The following is a 16,495-nucleotide window of genomic DNA, read 5'->3' as shown; positions in this document are numbered from 1 at the left end:
ACACCGTCACACCCCGCATAAAAATAACGAGTGGGAGAAAACACAGTGAATACATCCATCTCCGGGATGAACGACGAAGCCAATTCCGTGCTGAAGTCCGCCATATCCAAAGTCAAACGCCACGTTTTGCCGCTGTTCGTCATCATGTTCATCGTCAATTACATTGACCGAGTGAACATCGGCTTTGTCCGCGCCCATATGGAACACGACCTGGGCATCGGCGCTGCCGCCTACGGGCTTGGGGCCGGGCTGTTCTTCATCGGCTACGCACTGTTCGAAGTGCCGTCCAATATCCTTCTGCAAAAAGTCGGCGCACGAATCTGGCTGACCCGCATCATGTTGACCTGGGGCCTGGTCGCCGCGGGCATGGCGTTCATCCAGAATGAAACCCACTTCTACATACTGCGATTTCTGTTGGGCGTGGCCGAAGCCGGATTCTTTCCCGGGGTGATCTACTACTTCACCCGCTGGTTGCCCGGCGTGGAACGCGGAAAGGCAATTGCGATTTTCCTCAGCGGCTCGGCGATTGCCTCGCTGATCTCCGGCCCGTTGTCCGGATTGCTCCTGCAAATCAGTGGCCTGGGCATGCATGGCTGGCAATGGATGTACTTCATCGAGGGCATGTTCTCGGTGGGTTTGTGCGCATTTGTCTGGTTCTGGCTGGACTCCAAACCCCACGACGCCAAATGGCTGACCCGCGACGAACAGGACGCGCTGGTAAAAGCCATCGACGATGAACAACTGGCCCGCGAAGCCGCGACGCCGGTCAAGCCGTCGCTGGGCAAACTGCTCAAGGACCGGCAGATCATCCTGTTCTGTGTGATCTACTTCTTCATCCAGTTGACCATCTATGCCGCGACCTTCTGGCTGCCGAGCATCATCAAGAAAATGGGCGACCTCAGTGACTTCCAGGTCGGGATGTTCAATTCGATTCCATGGCTGCTGTCGATCATCGGCATGTACGCCTTCGCTTCGTTGTCGGCCAAATGGAAGCACCAGCAAGCCTGGGTCGCGACCGCGTTGCTGATCGCCGCCGCGGGCATGTTCATGTCCACCACCGGCGGGCCGATCTTCGCGTTCGTGGCGATCTGCTTTGCCGCGCTGGGTTTCAAATCGGCGTCGTCGCTGTTCTGGCCGATTCCCCAGGCCTATCTGGATGCGCGCATCGCTGCGGGCGTCATCGCGCTGATCAACTCGGTGGGCAATCTCGGCGGCTTCGTCGCGCCAACCACTTTTGGCCTGCTCGAAGAGCGCACCGGTTCGATCCAGGGCGGGCTGTACGGCCTGGCCGCCACCTCGATCATCGCCGCAATCATCGTCTTCGCTGCACGCAACAAACCCAAATCCGCGCCCGCCACCGCATCGGCTGAAGCCGCACCACGTCACGCTTGAAAGGATAAGAAAATGAGCGAGCAAAACACTGCCAAAGCACCGATCATCACCAGCATGCAGATCGTTCCCGTGGCCGGACATGACGGCATGCTGCTCAACCTGAGCGGCGCCCACGGCCCGTTTTTCACCCGCAACATTGTCATCCTCAAGGACAATGCCGGCCACACCGGTGTCGGTGAAGTGCCGGGCGGCGAGCGCATTCGCCAGACCCTTGAAGACGCCCGCAGCCTGGTGGTCGGCAGCCCGATCGGCACCTATCAGAAAATACTCAATCAAGTGCGCCAAACCTTCGCCGACCGCGATGCCGGTGGTCGCGGCTTGCAGACGTTCGACCTGCGCATCACCATTCACGCCGTTACCGGCCTCGAAGCCGCGCTGCTCGACTTGCTCGGCCAGCACCTCGATGTGCCAGTCGCCGCGCTGCTCGGTGAAGGCCAGCAGCGTGATGAAGTGAAGATGCTCGGTTATCTGTTTTACGTCGGTGATCGCAATGAAACCGACCTCGCCTACCGCAGTGAACCAGAGGCCGACAACGACTGGTTCCGCGTGCGTCACGAGAAAGCCATGAGCGCCGACGCGGTGGTGCGCCTGGCTGAAGCGGCCCATGCCAAATATGGCTTCAAGGACTTCAAGCTCAAGGGCGGCGTGCTCAGTGGCGACGCCGAGATCGAAGCCGTCACTGCACTGGCTGAGCGTTTTCCCGATGCACGTATCACCCTCGATCCGAATGGCGCCTGGTCCTTGAAGGAAGCGATCCGGTTGTGCCGTGATCAGCACGACGTTCTGGCCTACGCCGAAGACCCGTGCGGGGCGGAAAACGGTTACTCGGGCCGCGAAGTCATGGCCGAATTCCGCCGCGCCACGGGGCTGAAAACCGCGACCAACATGATCGCCACCGACTGGCGGGAAATGGGTCATGCGATCCAGCTGCAATCGGTCGACATTCCGCTGGCCGATCCGCATTTCTGGACCATGCAGGGTTCAGTCCGCGTCGCCCAGATGTGCCACGAATGGGGCTTGACCTGGGGTTCGCACTCCAACAACCACTTCGACATCTCCCTGGCGATGTTCACCCACGTCGCGGCCGCCGCACCGGGTGAGATCACCGCCATCGACACCCACTGGATCTGGCAGGACGGCCAGCGCCTGACCAAGGCGCCGTTGCAGATTGTCGACGGTTGCGTACAGGTGCCGAAGAAACCGGGGCTGGGGGTCGAACTGGACATGGACCAAGTGGCCAAGGCCCATGAACTGTACAAAGGCATGGGGCTGGGCGCGCGGGATGACAGCGTGGCGATGCAGTTTTTGATTCCGGGATGGACGTTCGATAACAAGCGGCCATGCCTGGTGCGTTGAGTCGACGGTAGCGCGCTCATTGGCAGTAAACCCGAGCTGCTGTTGGCAGCCCGGGTTTAATGAACGGGGTCTTCCCCCCTAGAATGGCGCACACCTGAATCAACAACGGACAACATCAACATGGATCGCTTGAAAACACTCGTGGTTTGCCTGGGGCTGCTGACCGCAGGCCAGTGTGTCGCACAGGACCCCATCGAATCGGTGGTAAACGCCGCTGTAAATCCGCTCATGCAAACCCAAGGCATTGCCGGCATGGCCGTGGCCGTCACCGCCAACGGCAAGCAGCACTTCTTCAACTACGGCGTGGCATCGAAGGAAACCGCCAAACCGGTCACCGAAAACACCCTGTTCGAGATCGGCTCGGTCAGCAAGACCTACACCGCCACCCTCGCCGCCTACGCCCAGGCTCTCGGCAAGCTGTCGTTTTCCGACAAGGCCAGCCAGGTGCTTCCCGCCCTGCATGGCAGCGCGCTCGACAACATCAGCATGCTGCAACTGGGCACCTACAGCGCCGGAGGCCTGCCGCTGCAATTTCCTGCGCAATTCGATTCGGCCGACAAAATGCTCGGCTATTACCAACAGTGGACACCGGCCTACGCCCCCGGCAGCCACCGACTGTATTCCAACCCCAGCATCGGCTTGTTCGGCTACCTCGCCGCACACAGCATGGGCCAGCCGTTCGACCAGCTGATTGAAAACACCCTGCTGCCGAAACTCGGCCTCAAGCACACCTTCCTCAAGGTGCCGCAGGAGCAAATGGGGTTGTATGCCCAGGGCTACAACAAGCAAGGCGAGCCTGTGCGCGTCACCCCGGGGGCGCTCGACTCCGAGGCCTATGGCGTGAAAACCAGTGCGGCGGACCTGCTCCGCTTTGTCGAAGCGAACATGCACCCGGCAACGCTGGAAAGGCCGTTACAGCAAGCCATTGCCCTGACGCACACCGGTTACTACAGCGTTGGCGACATGACCCAGGGGCTGGGGTGGGAGCTGTATCACTACCCGGTAACGCTGGATCGTTTGCTGGCCGGGAACTCGACGCCGATGGCCATGCAGGCGCATGAAGCTCAGTGGCTGTCCCCGCCGCAATCGCCGACTCAGGACTTGCTGATCAACAAAACCGGATCGACCGGTGGCTTCGGTGCTTATGTTGCGTTCGTGCCAGCGAAAGACATCGGCATCGTCATTCTGGCCAACAAGAACTATCCGATTGCAGAGCGGGTAAAGATTGCGCATCAGGTGTTGAGCGCTCTGAGTCGCTGATAGAACAAAAAATACAAGATCGCAGCCTTCGCCAGCCCCTAAAACGAATCCTTTAGAGGCTGGCGAAGGCTGCGATCTTTTTGTTGGGGGTTTAAACCTGCGCGGAGAACAATCGCTCTAGCGGCCAGCAAACCTGCGTCGAGCTCTACAAGTCAGCTCAATCATCCGGCTGTTCTGGCGGTTTGGTCGGTTTCGCCGGTTTGGCGTTTTTCGCGGCTTTGGCGCCTTTGGCTGCGGGTTCGGTTTCAGCGACTGGGGTGGCCACTGTCGGCGGCGGGGTTTCTTTCTCGGCTGCCGGCAATTGGTCAACGGCGGCGAAAATCTCTTCGAGCTTGACCGTGTCCGCTTGTTCGAATTTCTTCTCGCCGTCCTTGCCGACCAGAATCACCTTGGTCTTGGCGCCGGCCCCCAGCTTCAGCGAGCGGATCAACGCTGCCGTGTCCTGAGGCCCCAGATCTTTGCCTTCGCGCTGGCCCATCAGGTTGAGCACGGTGTACAGCACCATGTTGCGATCGGTGAATCCCTTGCGATTGGCCGGCTCGTCCAGCGACTTTTTCAGGCTGACCCATGTCGGATCAACCGTGCTCGGAGCGATGACGATCAGTGGCCTTGCCCTGCCCTTGTCCATGTCCAGCGGTGAGTCGCCATCGGCGGCGAACAGGGGGCTGGCGATCGCCAGCAGGGTAGCCAGGGTCAGTGACCTGATGAGCATGCGCATCTCCTTTTGATATCCACGCTCTAATGATTGCGCATCGCGGCGTTCGTTCCGGGTGACGCTCCGCAAATGTATTTCGCCTTGCCCAAAGCTTAGGTCAGGGCAGTCATTGCGCAACAGGCTGGGGTCAAAGCAGCACATCCCCGTGCTGATTTTCTCCCGTGGCGGTAGCGCCGTCATTCCTCTCTGCTTGTTTAAACGCGCGGGAATCGCAGCAAAGCATGCTTACTCTCCACTCGATCGCATATTGTATTTTGTCGATTCAATATGCGATTCTTCAGATAACAGAAGACTATTCAGTGAAGAATCAATCGTGACCTGATTGCTTTTTAACGCGCGAATACCTGTTTCATGAGCATTTTCCAGATGATTTGGAGGCTTCATCTCATTGACAGGTTTCATCACGCGACTTTGGTATTCAACGTACTGATAACAAGGAAAAAAATGAACAGTATGGAAATGAGTCGTCGCCGCTTTGTGAAAACCATGACGACACTTGCGGGTGCGGGTCTTGCAGGCACATTAACCTCATTTGCCAATGGTGAGGCGCATTATCCTTTTAGCGCGGGATCAAAATCACCGACGCTCAAGGTGCCTCCATTGGCATGCGACTGCCACCACCATATCTATGACAGAGCCTATCCCTACGTCGACAATCGAAACCTGCCAACAGCCAGTGTGGCGGATTATCTTAAACTGCGCTCACGACTACGGTTGACTCGCAGCGTCGCAATTCAGCCCTCTTCTTACGGTACGGATAACAGCTGCCTGGTGGCTGCTCTTTCCCTCCTGGGGCACACCTCGCGAGGCATTGCTGTCGTAGATGACAGGGTTGAGCTGACGGAACTGAAAAGGTTGGACGCCGCCGGGGTACGTGGTTTGCGATTCAATTTGGGGGTGGCTAGCGTGACCACGCCCGAGATGATCAAACCATTGGCAAACCGGATTGCGGATCTAGGGTGGCATGTGGAGATTCACATGCGTGCTGATGAACTGCTGGGCATGAAAGATATCTTGGCCGACCTGCCCGTTCAGGTTGTCTTTGACCATTTTGGTCGAATCCCACATCCAGCCGGCATCGATCATCCCGCTTACAAACTCATTGCAGACTTGGTGAGCCGAGACCGTGCCTGGGTCAAGATTTCCGGTGCGTATCAGGATTCAGTCCTGGGTGGGCCAGCCTATGAGGACGTCAAATCTCTCGCTCAAACCATGATCGAGCTCGCTCCACATAGGGTGATTTGGGGAACCGACTGGCCACACCCCAGCCTGCAAACAAAACAACAGCCTATGCCTGATGACGCCGGCATGATGGACCTGCTCAGCGTCTGGACTCGGACTAAGGATGATGTGGACAAAATCCTGGTTGAGAACCCGGCACGCCTGTACGGATTCTGAGTGCCATGGCATATCGCGGCTCATTGGGCCTAAGCGCCCCATCACTATCAGATCGTTGGGTTAGCCGCTTTCTTTGCTAGCGGCGTTCCTCCCTCCCCGTAACCACACCACAAATCGCAGAAGTCACTATGAAGAAGACGTTTCGCGCTCTGTTCCTTGCCGCTGTCATCCCTGCCATAGCCTTTGCAGAGATATCACCCACCTCGCAACAAGACGATGCAAAATTGCTGTATGCCAGCTTGGGAGAAAAGTTACTGGGTTACAGCATCGACCCTGATAACGCATCGCTAACTTTTTTGAGTGAAACCGTTGCTCCGGCCAATGTGCAGTTCGCCGTCAAAAACAATGCCGGCAATATTCTGTACGTTGTCTCTAGCAATGCTGGAAATGGCACCCTTGGTGCCAAGGGTGATACCCATGTATTGAGCAGCTACAGGATCGACGTCAAGACAGGAGCGCTCAGACAGTTAGGTGCTGCAATCGCGTTACCAGAGCGCCCGATCAATCTGGGACTGGATCATCAAAATCGCTTTGTCGTGGTGGCATACAATCAGTCAGCCACACTGAGTGTTCACACGCTCAAGGAAGATGGAAGCGTCAGCTCCGCCGTTGCACAGAATCAAGTACCCGAGGCCGGCATATTTACTCACCAGGTGACATTCACGCCTGGCGACAAGTCTGTGGTTGCGCTGGCTCGTGGCAATGACGCGGTAGCCAACGTCCCGGACCAACCGGGCAGCATCAACACCTTTACTATTGATGACCAGGGCCATCTGTCAAAACTTGTGACCTCTTCCATCGACCCGGGTGTTGGCCCTCGTCATCTTGCGTATCACCCAACCCAGCCTTGGGTTTATGTGTCCATGGAGCGCGGCAGCAAGCTGTACATGTATCCGTTGGAAAGCAACGGTACCCTGGCAACAAAACCTTTGTTCCGTAAAGACACCCTTCAATACAAGGCCAACCTCGACACTCCACGTCAACGAGGTGGAGTCATCCAAGTCAACCCCAACGGCAAATACTTGTACGTGACCAACCGGGCAGATGCCACGGTTGAACAGGACGGCAAACAGGTCAGCGCCGGGGGGGAGAACAACGTGGCAGTATTCAAGATCGATGGCCAGACAGGCGAACCACAACTGATCCAGATCATCGACGCCCAAGGCATTGAAGGACGAACGATGAAGGTTGATCCATCAGGCAAACTGCTGGTGGTGGCGAATCAGAAAACCTTATGGGTCAAGGATGGCGACTCATTGAAAAAAATCCGTTCCAACCTGGCCATTTTCAGGATCAAGCAGGACGGCAAGCTTGAATTCGTCCGCAAATATGAAATGGACGACGAGAAAAAAGCACTGCTCTGGATGGATATCTAAACAACCGATCAAGGCTGAGCGCGGCACATTTCCGCTCAGCCTTGATCGATTGCTGCGCTAGGGTTGCGAAGCCAAATCAGCCCGTTGAGCTTTGACAGTCCCCGCAGAAACCTCCCCTGCAGCATTACCCCAACTGTTTCTCAGATAAGTCGCCAATGCCGCGACCTGGGTGTTATCCAGCCGCCAGCCGAAGGACGGCATGGACGGACCTGTCGGAGCTGCATCAGTGGCAACAGCCTGAGCCCCCTGCAAGATCACGCGAATCACAGTGGTCGGATCTTCAGCCAATACCGATCCCGAGTTCTTGAGCGATGGGAAAAGTTTTGCGACACCCTCACCATTACTCATGTGACACGCCGAACAGTTATCGGCGTAAAGCGCCTTGCCAGCGACCATGCGTGGGTCTTTGGCGTCCAGTTTTGGCGGTTGTTGCAGATCTGCTTTTTGATCTTTAAGGTAATTCGCGATCGCCAGCAGGTCTGTGTCGTCCATAAACTGCGTGGAGTTGGTGACCACTTCCGCCATCGGCCCGGACGCTGCCGCATAACGGTTACGGCCGGTCTTCAAGTATTCGACGATCTCTTCTTCGCTCCACAAACCGATACCACGATAGTCATCGCCCGTGATCGTAGGCGCTACCCAGCCCTGCAGCGTATAGCCTTTCAAGTGTCCATCCGACGTGTCGCCTCCGAGAAAATTCTTGGAGTTGTGGCAAGTACCGCAATGCGCCAGGCCTTCGGCAAGATAAGCGCCACGGTTCCACTTCTCGGACTTGGCCGGATCAGGTTGAAACTCTCCCGGCTTGAAGAACATCATGTTCCAGCCTATCAGGCTCATTCTGATATTGAACGGGAACGGTAACTGATTGGCGACGACCTTATTGTGAACAGGCGGCAATGTAGCCAGATACGCCCGGATCGCCAACAGATCTTCACGCTTTACTTTGGTGTAGGCCGTATATGGAAACGCGCCGTATAGGTACTCGCCTTCATGACCTACACCTTGCTGAAGCGCGCTTACAAATTGATCATCAGTCCAGCCACCAATGCCGGTCTCCCGATCAGGCGTCAGGTTAGGTGCGACCAACTTGCCGAATGGCGTCTCAATAGCTCGTCCCCCCGCCATAGCCGGGCCATTCTCCACCGTATGGCATGCAGCGCAGTCACCGACGGTAGTCAGATAGCGCCCTTTTTCGATATCTGGAAAGAATGCATTTGCTGCCTCTGCCAGCGGGGAAAGCATCAACACCCCAAAGATTGCCGTTACTGCTGCTTTATTCATGCTTGCACCAGTGGGCCAGGGTTTTTCAGATACTGGGTGCGAATGGCATTCGCCGCCCAGTAAGCCAAAGCCCCCACCGTGGCGGTCGGGTTGTAGCCGGCATTCTGCGGAAACGCTGAACCACCGATAACAAACAGGTTAGGTACGTCCCAGCATTGGAGGTATTTGTTCACCACACTGTCGCGCGGGTTATTACCCATGATTGCGCCGCCCGTGTTGTGTGTGCTCTGGAAAGGCACAATGTTGTAAGGTCCCTTCGGCGCCTTGGCGACGATCTGTTTCGGGCCCATGGCGCGTGCCACTTCAGCAGCCTTGTCGGTCACGAAGGCTGACATTTTCAAGTCGTTCTCCGGGAAGTCGAACGTCAGCTGCATCATGTTGCGGCCATGCCGATCCTTGTAGGTCGGATCAACCCCCAGGTAGTTGGCACGCGTGGGATACGAACTGCCTTGGGTGCGAACAACTGTCGTACTGAGGTAGTTGTCCTTAGTCGCCTGCTTCCACTTTTTGCCCCAACGAGGCGTGCCCGGAGGCGTCATGCGATTGCTGATTGGCCAGCCACTGGTGACGTTCGACATGATGCACGCGCCGCCAAAGAAGCCGAGGCCTGAGTGGTCAAAGTTGTCGCCGTTGAATTCGTCGCACGCCTGGCCTACACCGCCGCCTGCAATGAAGGGGTTGAAGTTTTTGTTATCGAAAAACAACTGAACGCTGGAGTTGGTCTGATACGCATAGTTCTTTCCGATCAGGCCTTTCTCGGTAACCGGGTCGTAGGCTTGGCCAATCCCGGAAGCGAACAGCAAACGTACATTAGGCACCGAGAAGGCGGTCAAGATAACCAGATCGGCCGGCTGCTCGTACTGCTGCCCTGTGGCGTCGACGTAGATCACGCCAGTAGCGCGAGTGCCTGACGCATCCATCTGGACCCGCAAGACCTCGGACTGCACTTGAGCGGTAAAATTGGGTTTACGCATCAATGCCGGGATGATGTTGGTTTGCGGTGTCGCCTTGGAGTAATTCGCACAACCGCAGCGCGAACAGTAACCGCAATAAGTGCAGGGGCCCATGGTTACGCCATAAGGGTTGGTGTAAACCGCAGATGCATTGCCGCTTGGCGTCGGAAATGGGCGCATGCCCAGGTTTTTTGCTGCTTCTGCAAACAAAGTCGGCGCGTACGTCATTGGCATCGGTGGCAGTGGAAACTCACTGGAGCGGTTGCCTTCAAAAGGATTGCCACCTTCCTGGTACGCGCCATTCAACATGCCGGCTTTGCCGCCAATGCCTGCCATTTTTTCGAACTTATCGTAGTAAGGCTCAAGTTCGTTGTACGTCACGCCCCAATCACGGATGAGCAGGTCTTTAGGTATCGCGCGAGCGCCATAACGTTCCGTCAGATGGCTGCGCAATTGAAAGTCCGTGGGGTTATAGCGCCAGGTCAAACCACTCCAATGTGCGCCCGATCCTCCGACACCGGTTCCGAGCAAAAACGAACCGTACTCACGAATTGGCAGCGCCGTCTGATGCGCTGCATTTCGAAACGTATAGGTGTCTTCGGCCGCCGTAATCATCAACTCCTGCTGAATCACATAACGCAGTTCGTCCTGAACATACCCCACATTGAAGTCGGTCGCGGTGTCTCGCCAAGGTCCACGTTCAAACGCAATGACGTCCAGTCCCGCTTCCGCCATTTCGATCGCCATGATGGAGCCGCACCAGCCCAGCCCAACGATAGCGACGTCTTTTTTTGGTAGTTTCTTGATCATGATCAGGCTTTAACCTTCCAGTCAGGACGACCGGAGATGCTTACAGGCGGATGGGGATAGGTTTCGTTGTGGCGATCGATCCAATCCAGATAGTCATAACGCGCGCCGGGATAGCCGAGCATCGTCCAGCTCACCATGTCACGGTTTCCGCCGTAGATCGGGTCAGCAAAAAAGCCTTCCATCGTTCTGGAAAGCAGCACCTCAAAAAAAGCCTTTCCATCGACTTCATTCGGCAATTCGATGTGCCCATCCTCCAGCCCGTGCAGAACCGACTCACGTTCATCGATTGAAAGTTCGGCAAAACGTCTCCCGCCAAACGCTGATGCACAGTGCCATTCCAGCGCAGCCAACCCGATGCGCATTTGTTCAGCCGGTGTCTTGTCTGACTGAGTACCTTGCGTCGGCAATCCTTTTGCAAACGGTCCTTGCAGATAGAGGCGTGCCCCCTGCCCTTGGGGGCCGGACATTTGCCTGTCGATGTAAACCGCGCAGCCGGCATCTTTTCCGCTTGGACTCAAGTGATCGGCCGGGATCAAAGTCTCGACAAGTGCTTCGACTTGAACCCGTTCGTTCTCGGAAAAAAACGTCCAGTTTTGAGGATCGATATTTTTAGGAGGGGCCGCCGCATCGGGAGCCCAAGGCAGTGGACGCCCACCAAGGATCGTTGCCGCACTGGCAAACGAGGAACTGACCGCGATCAGCGCACCGGCGCCTAACAGCTGCCTGCGGCTGATCTGAAAGCGATCGTCAGACATAGGTACCTCACAAACTTGAAAACATGAGGCGCCATAATATTGCACTTCAATGCAACGACGTACAATTTTGTAACATTAAAATTCATTCATACGATTGATTTTTTATGGTGCTTACCTGCGAGGATCTGGTGATTTTGGTTTTACAGAGGCAGAGGTCGATCCTGCACGACCCGCTTCATAACGAGCGTCGACGTCAGCCTCTGCACATTCGGCAACGTCGAAAGACTCTCATCGTAGAGCCGCTGAAAGGCTGGCAAATCTTGGGTAATGACGTGAAGCAGGTAATCCGGTTCACCAAACAGCCGTTGAGCATCGACTATCTGGGGAATTCCGAGGAGCGCTGTTTCGAAAGCCTCAACTGCCTGTCTGTCACCTTCGCGAAGGGTAGCAAACACCATGGCGGAAAAGTTGAGGCCCAAGGCGCCAGGATCCAGTTGCGCTCTGTAACCGAGCAGTACTCCCGACTCCTCCAGCGCTCGAACTCGACGATGGCAAGGTGAAAGGCTCAATCCGACACGCTCGGCGAGTTCAGTCACTGAAAGACGGCCGTCCTTTTGCAATTCAGAAAGAATCTTTCGATCAATTCGGTCCATTTGGAAGAATCTCCCTCATTCACGCGATATACCGAACATCTTTGAAAGTAAATTCTAACAACATTTCACTATTCTTCCTCGCATCCAATTCTTCCGGAGCAGGACGATGAGTTATCAGCAAGACACGTGGGTGGCGCCATGAATCTCAGTGTGTTTATCGCCTTCTGGGCGGTGTCGATTCTATTCGTCATAACCCCGGGCGCAGACTGGGCCTACGCCATATCCGCAGGTTTGAAAGGGAGGGTCGTCATACCTGCCGTGGGCGGACTTCTGTCCGGCCACCTGATTGCAACCATGGTGGTTGCCGCAGGCGTCGGCACGCTTGTAGCCAACCACCCTTTGGCCTTGACGGTGCTAACGATTGCCGGAGCGGCCTATCTGCTTTGGCTGGGAATCAACATGCTTGCCCGCCCTTCGACACCCCATGCCGATGATGTTCAGGTTTCGAACTCCTGGACACGCTGGGCGATCAAGGGCCTGTGCGTGAGCGGGCTCAACCCGAAAGTGTTTCTGTTGTTCCTGGCGTTACTACCGCAATTTGCCCACGCCTCCGCCCCTTGGCCCGTGCCGCTACAGATGATTGCACTTGGTTTGGTCCACACGATCAGTTGCGGGGTGATCTATCTTTTGGTCGGCTTCGGTTCTCAGGCCGTTCTGCATGCACGACCCACGGCGGCTCGGTTCGTCAGCCGGTTCTCTGGCGCGGCAATGATCATCATCGCAGTCATTCTGCTCGCCGAGCAGATACTGGATTAATCCTTTTTTATCGAGGCAGTGTTCATGAGCGATCAGCCCGCACCTTACGGCAACGCAACTCACGCGCAGGCGGCGACCCGGGTGCGCATACCGCATCTGAAACAAATGAAAGTGGAAGGCCGGAAATGGGCGATGCTCACTGCATACGATATGTATAGCGCTGCCATTTTCGACGACGCGGGTATACCGGTTCTTCTGGTGGGCGACTCTGCCTCCAACAACGTCTACGGCAATGAGTCCACGCTATCGGTAACCGTTGATGAACTGATTCCGCTGGTTCGGGCGGTCAGTCGCTCCACTCAGCGAGCCCTGGTGATTGCCGATCTGCCTTTCGGTTCTTATCAGGCCTCGGCCGAGCAATGTTTCCATACCGCCGTGCGCTTCATGAAAGAAGCCGGTGCCCACGCGGTCAAACTGGAAGGTGGCATCGAGATGCTGCCTCAAGTCGAGAAGCTGACGAGTTCAGGCATACCGGTCATGGCCCACATCGGTTTCACACCACAGTTCGAACATCAATTGGGCGGCTTTCGTGTCCAGGGCCGGGGCGAAGATGCACAGCGTTTGCTCGACAGTGCCAAAGCTTTTGAAGCCGCAGGCGCGTTCGCGATTTTGATCGAGATGGTGCCAGGCGATGTGGGTCGAGCGATTACCGAAGCGGTTTCAATTCCAACTGTTGGTATCGGCGCGGGAAATCAATGCGATGCCCAAGTCCTCGTCTGGCAGGATATGGCCGGACTGCGCACCGGTCGCATGCCGCGTTTCGTCAAGCAATACGCCGATCTTCGCTCGGCTCTTCACAACTCGGCGAAGGATTTTGCAATGGATGTAGGTGCTGGAACTTTTCCCGGACCCGAGCACACTTTCTAGCCCAAGGATCTGCTATGAAAAGCCTCAGAGAACGCGCTGCCGAAGGTCTTCAGGTCGGAGACCGCTTCACCATCGATCGTTGTTTTTCCGATGAGGATATCCGCCGATTCGCGCAGATCTCTCGGGATTACAACCCTGTTCACTGCGACGCGCGTTACGCATCGATTCGCGGATTCAAGACACCTGTAGCCCATGGCCTACTGACAGCCAGCCTCATTACCGAAATCGGCGGACAAATTGGTTGGCTGGCCAAAGGAATGAGTTTTGAGTTCAAACGACCGGTTTACCCAGGAGAACAGATCATCTGTCACTGGCTTATTGTGAACATCGATGAACGCGGTCACGCAAAAGCTGAAGTCAGTGTTTCCAATGCACAAGGTGTCATCGTGCTGGAGGCCACGACCACGGGGGTACTGCCCGGCGTCGATGAACGAGAACGCATGAAACAGATGCTTTCTGAAGGCGACCCCACCAACGGTGCTGCCTCTTCGTCGAGGTGATGGCCACACGTTGGCGACTGTCCTGTCTGTATCTGAAAAAAATTGCCGTAGCGGGGCGTCCTTGCCCCGTCTGCGACGGACTCACGCAGCCTTAAGCGTCCTGAAGCGAATGTTCAATGCCTCGACCGCAAGTGAGAACGCCATTGCAAAATAGACGTAACCCTTCGGTACGTGCATCCCCATCGCATCGGCAATAAGCACGACGCCCACAACAATCAGGAACGCCAAGGCCAGCATTTTCAGGCTCGGATGCTTGTCGATGAACGCACTGATCGCCCCGGCCGCAAGCATCATGATCAACACAGCGACGACGATAGCGGCAACCATCACCGGTACATGAGAAACCATTCCGACAGCTGTGATCACCGAGTCCAGCGAGAAGACGATATCGATGATCGCAATCTGAATGATGGTGCTCAGAAAGCCCGCCCCCTTTTTACCAAACTCAGACTCCCCCTCCTCGCCACCTTCCAGTTCCTGGAATATTTCGCTGCTGCTTTTCCATAGCAAGAACAATCCACCGAAGAACAGAATCAGGTCACGCCCCGAAATCCCTTGATCGAAGACATGAAACAGATCGGTAGTCAGTTGCATGATCCATGTGATGGACAGCAGCAGAAGAATGCGCGTGACCATGGCCAGTGCCAGACCGAAGAAGCGGGTTTTGGGCTGCATGGCTTTGGGCATGCGGCTGACCAAAATCGAAATCATGATGATGTTGTCGATACCCAAAACGATTTCCAACACTGTCAGGGTAAAAAACGCGATCCAGATTTCCGGATTGAGAAACCATTCCATAACGTCAAAACTCTCGATTGCCCAGAAAAAAAGGCATCACCAAAATCGGTGATGCCCGCATGCTCAAATGAGCGAGTCGTGGTAAGCCACATCGCCTCGACGGGGGCGACCAAACCAATCGTCGGTGCGGCGATGCACTGATGGCACCTGTCAGCCAATCAGACGGTGAGAAGCGAGTTGCCATCCATCTCAGACGGAATCGGCAAACTCAGCATCTGCAACAGGGTTGGAGCGATATCGCACAATCGGCCATTCTTCAGCCCGTGTCGCCCTGGTTGCTCACTGACCAGAATCAGCGGTACCGGATTCAAGGTATGCGCCGTGTGGGCCTGGCCAGACGTCGCATCGAGCATTTGCTCAACGTTGCCGTGGTCGGCGGTAATCAAACATTCACCACCAGCTGCGAGGGTTGCTTCAACCACGCGACGCAGGCACTCATCGAGCACCTCGACCGCCTTGACGGCAGCATCGAATGAACCCGTATGCCCCACCATATCGCCGTTGGCATAGTTGCAAACGATCAGATCGAATGTGCCGCCGGCGATAGCGTTGACCAGTTTGTCAGTCAACAGTGGGGCGCTCATCTCAGGCTGCAGATCGTAGGAAGCAACGTCAGGTGACGGAATCAGGATTCGCTCCTCACCCTTAAAAGGCTGCTCTCTACCGCCGTTGAAAAAGAACGTCACGTGGGCGTACTTCTCGGTTTCGGCAATGCGCAATTGCGTTTTCCCAAGTCTGGCCAAATGTTCCCCCAAGCTGTTGTGAATAGCTTCGGGAGGGAATGCACACAGGCAATTCAGCTCTTCGGAATACTGCGTCAATGTCAGCAAGCGATCCTTGTCCACCACTAACGGTCGCTCGAACGCCGTGAAATCCGGTTGGATCAACGCCTGGGTCAACTCTCGCGCCCGATCGGGGCGAAAGTTCATGAAGATCATGGCGTCATCCGCACCGACACTGACGGCCTGTCCAATCGTGGTTGGCTGGACGAATTCGTCCGACTCCCCACGTTCGTAAGCGGCAGACAAAGCTACGGACGCCGTTTCAGCCTGATGTTCGGCTTCGCCGCCGACGATCAATCGGTAGGCCGATTCCACGCGCCCCCAGCGATTGTCGCGATCCATTGCATAATAGCGACCGACCAGCGAAACAAGGCGTCCGGCGCCCAGTTTCGCAAACGCGCTTTCCAAAGCCTCAAGCGAGGCTAAAGCGCTCTTGGGCGGCGTGTCTCGGCCATCGAGAAAGCCATGCACATAAACTTTCTCGACCCCCTGCTCAACCAGGCAACCACAAGCCGCGATAATCTGATCGATATGACTATGCACGCCACCCGGAGAAAGTAGGCCCATCACGTGCACGGCACCATCGCGACTCTTTACCCCTTGGAGCAACAACTGTAGTGCCGGGTTGTGTGAGAAATCTCCGTCCGCGAGTGCTTTATCAATTCGGGTCAGGCTCTGGTAAACCACCCTCCCCGCGCCGAGGTTCATGTGGCCAACCTCGGAGTTCCCCATCTGACCTTCTGGCAGTCCAACAGCAAGACCTGACGTCGCGATCTCGCTGTGGGAGAAACGCTTGAGCAGCGCATCAAACGTCGGCTTTCTCGCTGCGGCGAAAGCATTCGATTCAGTAGCCTGCCGAATACCGACACCATCAAGAATAATCAAAGAGCGCGTAGTCATCGT

General features: G+C 56.1%; 15 protein-coding genes. 8 read left to right on the top strand and 7 right to left on the bottom strand.

Annotated features, from left to right (window positions below; genetic code table 11):
- Positions 1-45: 45 nt before the first annotated feature.
- The 3 genes from D8U18_RS00900 to ampC all read left to right on the top strand — a co-directional run bounded on the left by D8U18_RS00900 (position 46) and on the right by ampC (position 4,008).
- Positions 46-1,392 carry an MFS transporter gene (locus D8U18_RS00900; RefSeq protein WP_130907878.1) on the top strand — a complete coding sequence of 449 codons (1,347 nt, stop codon included), beginning with the start codon at positions 46-48 and terminating at the stop codon, positions 1,390-1,392.
- 12 nt (positions 1,393-1,404) lie between these two features.
- Positions 1,405-2,748, top strand: coding sequence for a glucarate dehydratase (gene gudD, locus D8U18_RS00895; protein ID WP_056854761.1), 1,344 nt, complete (start codon positions 1,405-1,407; stop codon positions 2,746-2,748).
- Between the two features lie 120 nt (positions 2,749-2,868).
- Positions 2,869-4,008 carry a class C beta-lactamase gene (gene ampC / locus D8U18_RS00890; RefSeq protein ID WP_131106819.1) on the top strand — a complete coding sequence of 380 codons (1,140 nt, stop codon included), beginning with the start codon at positions 2,869-2,871 and terminating at the stop codon, positions 4,006-4,008.
- A 157-nt stretch (positions 4,009-4,165) separates the two neighbouring features.
- Here ampC and D8U18_RS00885 read toward each other — a convergent pair whose 3' ends face one another.
- The gene (locus D8U18_RS00885; RefSeq protein WP_056854763.1) at positions 4,166-4,720 is read right to left on the bottom strand and encodes a DUF4174 domain-containing protein; all 555 of its coding nucleotides are present in this window, start codon (positions 4,718-4,720) and stop codon (positions 4,166-4,168) included.
- 447 nt (positions 4,721-5,167) lie between these two features.
- Here D8U18_RS00885 and D8U18_RS00880 point away from each other — a divergent pair, with 447 nt between their 5' ends.
- Positions 5,168-6,121, top strand: a complete 954-nt coding sequence (locus D8U18_RS00880; protein ID WP_131106830.1) for an amidohydrolase family protein — start codon at positions 5,168-5,170, stop codon at positions 6,119-6,121.
- A gap of 128 nt (positions 6,122-6,249) precedes the next feature.
- On the top strand, positions 6,250-7,497 hold the full coding sequence (locus tag D8U18_RS00875; RefSeq protein WP_056854764.1) for a beta-propeller fold lactonase family protein: 1,248 nt from the start codon (positions 6,250-6,252) through the stop codon (positions 7,495-7,497).
- A gap of 57 nt (positions 7,498-7,554) precedes the next feature.
- Here the strand turns inward: D8U18_RS00875 and D8U18_RS00870 are convergent, their stop codons facing one another.
- The 4 genes from D8U18_RS00870 to D8U18_RS00855 all read right to left on the bottom strand — a co-directional run bounded on the left by D8U18_RS00870 (position 7,555) and on the right by D8U18_RS00855 (position 11,889).
- A complete protein-coding gene (locus tag D8U18_RS00870; protein WP_131106818.1) occupies positions 7,555-8,778 on the bottom strand; it encodes a c-type cytochrome in 1,224 nt (407 codons plus the stop codon).
- A complete protein-coding gene (locus tag D8U18_RS00865; protein WP_131106817.1) occupies positions 8,775-10,541 on the bottom strand; it encodes a GMC family oxidoreductase in 1,767 nt (588 codons plus the stop codon). Before D8U18_RS00865 ends, D8U18_RS00870 begins: the two co-directional genes overlap by 4 nt.
- Positions 10,542-10,543: 2 nt before the next feature.
- Complete coding sequence (locus D8U18_RS00860) at positions 10,544-11,296, bottom strand: gluconate 2-dehydrogenase subunit 3 family protein (RefSeq protein WP_056854767.1); 753 nt, start codon at positions 11,294-11,296, stop codon at positions 10,544-10,546.
- Positions 11,297-11,436: 140 nt separating this feature from the next.
- Positions 11,437-11,889, bottom strand: a complete 453-nt coding sequence (locus D8U18_RS00855) for an Lrp/AsnC family transcriptional regulator (protein WP_007973385.1) — start codon at positions 11,887-11,889, stop codon at positions 11,437-11,439.
- Positions 11,890-12,027: 138 nt separating this feature from the next.
- On the opposite strand from D8U18_RS00855, the gene D8U18_RS00850 reads away from it, so the two are divergent.
- From D8U18_RS00850 to D8U18_RS00840, 3 genes are read left to right on the top strand one after another with little or no spacing between them, the layout of a single operon-like run.
- On the top strand, positions 12,028-12,645 hold the full coding sequence (locus D8U18_RS00850; RefSeq protein ID WP_056854769.1) for a LysE family translocator: 618 nt from the start codon (positions 12,028-12,030) through the stop codon (positions 12,643-12,645).
- A 24-nt stretch (positions 12,646-12,669) separates the two neighbouring features.
- Positions 12,670-13,512, top strand: a complete 843-nt coding sequence (panB, locus tag D8U18_RS00845; RefSeq protein WP_056854770.1) for a 3-methyl-2-oxobutanoate hydroxymethyltransferase — start codon at positions 12,670-12,672, stop codon at positions 13,510-13,512.
- Positions 13,513-13,526: 14 nt separating this feature from the next.
- Positions 13,527-14,012: a MaoC family dehydratase gene (locus D8U18_RS00840; protein WP_131106816.1), complete on the top strand. Its 486-nt coding sequence runs from the start codon at positions 13,527-13,529 to the stop codon at positions 14,010-14,012.
- A gap of 81 nt (positions 14,013-14,093) precedes the next feature.
- Here D8U18_RS00840 and D8U18_RS00835 read toward each other — a convergent pair whose 3' ends face one another.
- A complete protein-coding gene (locus tag D8U18_RS00835) occupies positions 14,094-14,810 on the bottom strand; it encodes a TerC family protein (protein WP_131106815.1) in 717 nt (238 codons plus the stop codon).
- A 158-nt stretch (positions 14,811-14,968) separates the two neighbouring features.
- A complete protein-coding gene (gene gpmI / locus D8U18_RS00830) occupies positions 14,969-16,492 on the bottom strand; it encodes a 2,3-bisphosphoglycerate-independent phosphoglycerate mutase (protein WP_131106814.1) in 1,524 nt (507 codons plus the stop codon).
- Positions 16,493-16,495: the final 3 nt, after the last annotated feature.

This window comes from Pseudomonas sp. Sample_10 (assembly GCF_004321495.1).
GTDB lineage: Bacteria > Pseudomonadota > Gammaproteobacteria > Pseudomonadales > Pseudomonadaceae > Aquipseudomonas.
Note: the sequence above shows the minus strand (reverse complement) of the source record. Positions and strands in the feature narration are given on the sequence as shown.

What these genes read in the sequence shown, in the direction of transcription:
- D8U18_RS00840 (WP_131106816.1), top strand. Translation starts at nt 13,527, where the DNA reads ATGAAAAGCCTCAGAGAACGCGCTGCCGAAGGTCTTCAGGTCGGAGAC.
- D8U18_RS00875 (WP_056854764.1), top strand. Translation starts at nt 6,250, where the DNA reads ATGAAGAAGACGTTTCGCGCTCTGTTCCTTGCCGCTGTCATCCCTGCC.
- D8U18_RS00860 (WP_056854767.1), bottom strand. Translation starts at nt 11,296, where the DNA reads ATGTCTGACGATCGCTTTCAGATCAGCCGCAGGCAGCTGTTAGGCGCC.
- D8U18_RS00870 (WP_131106818.1), bottom strand. Translation starts at nt 8,778, where the DNA reads ATGAATAAAGCAGCAGTAACGGCAATCTTTGGGGTGTTGATGCTTTCC.
- panB (WP_056854770.1), top strand. Translation starts at nt 12,670, where the DNA reads ATGAGCGATCAGCCCGCACCTTACGGCAACGCAACTCACGCGCAGGCG.
- gudD (WP_056854761.1), top strand. Translation starts at nt 1,405, where the DNA reads ATGAGCGAGCAAAACACTGCCAAAGCACCGATCATCACCAGCATGCAG.
- D8U18_RS00885 (WP_056854763.1), bottom strand. Translation starts at nt 4,720, where the DNA reads ATGCTCATCAGGTCACTGACCCTGGCTACCCTGCTGGCGATCGCCAGC.
- D8U18_RS00880 (WP_131106830.1), top strand. Translation starts at nt 5,168, where the DNA reads ATGAACAGTATGGAAATGAGTCGTCGCCGCTTTGTGAAAACCATGACG.
- D8U18_RS00835 (WP_131106815.1), bottom strand. Translation starts at nt 14,810, where the DNA reads ATGGAATGGTTTCTCAATCCGGAAATCTGGATCGCGTTTTTTACCCTG.
- D8U18_RS00865 (WP_131106817.1), bottom strand. Translation starts at nt 10,541, where the DNA reads ATGATCAAGAAACTACCAAAAAAAGACGTCGCTATCGTTGGGCTGGGC.
- gpmI (WP_131106814.1), bottom strand. Translation starts at nt 16,492, where the DNA reads ATGACTACGCGCTCTTTGATTATTCTTGATGGTGTCGGTATTCGGCAG.
- D8U18_RS00850 (WP_056854769.1), top strand. Translation starts at nt 12,028, where the DNA reads ATGAATCTCAGTGTGTTTATCGCCTTCTGGGCGGTGTCGATTCTATTC.
- ampC (WP_131106819.1), top strand. Translation starts at nt 2,869, where the DNA reads ATGGATCGCTTGAAAACACTCGTGGTTTGCCTGGGGCTGCTGACCGCA.
- D8U18_RS00855 (WP_007973385.1), bottom strand. Translation starts at nt 11,889, where the DNA reads ATGGACCGAATTGATCGAAAGATTCTTTCTGAATTGCAAAAGGACGGC.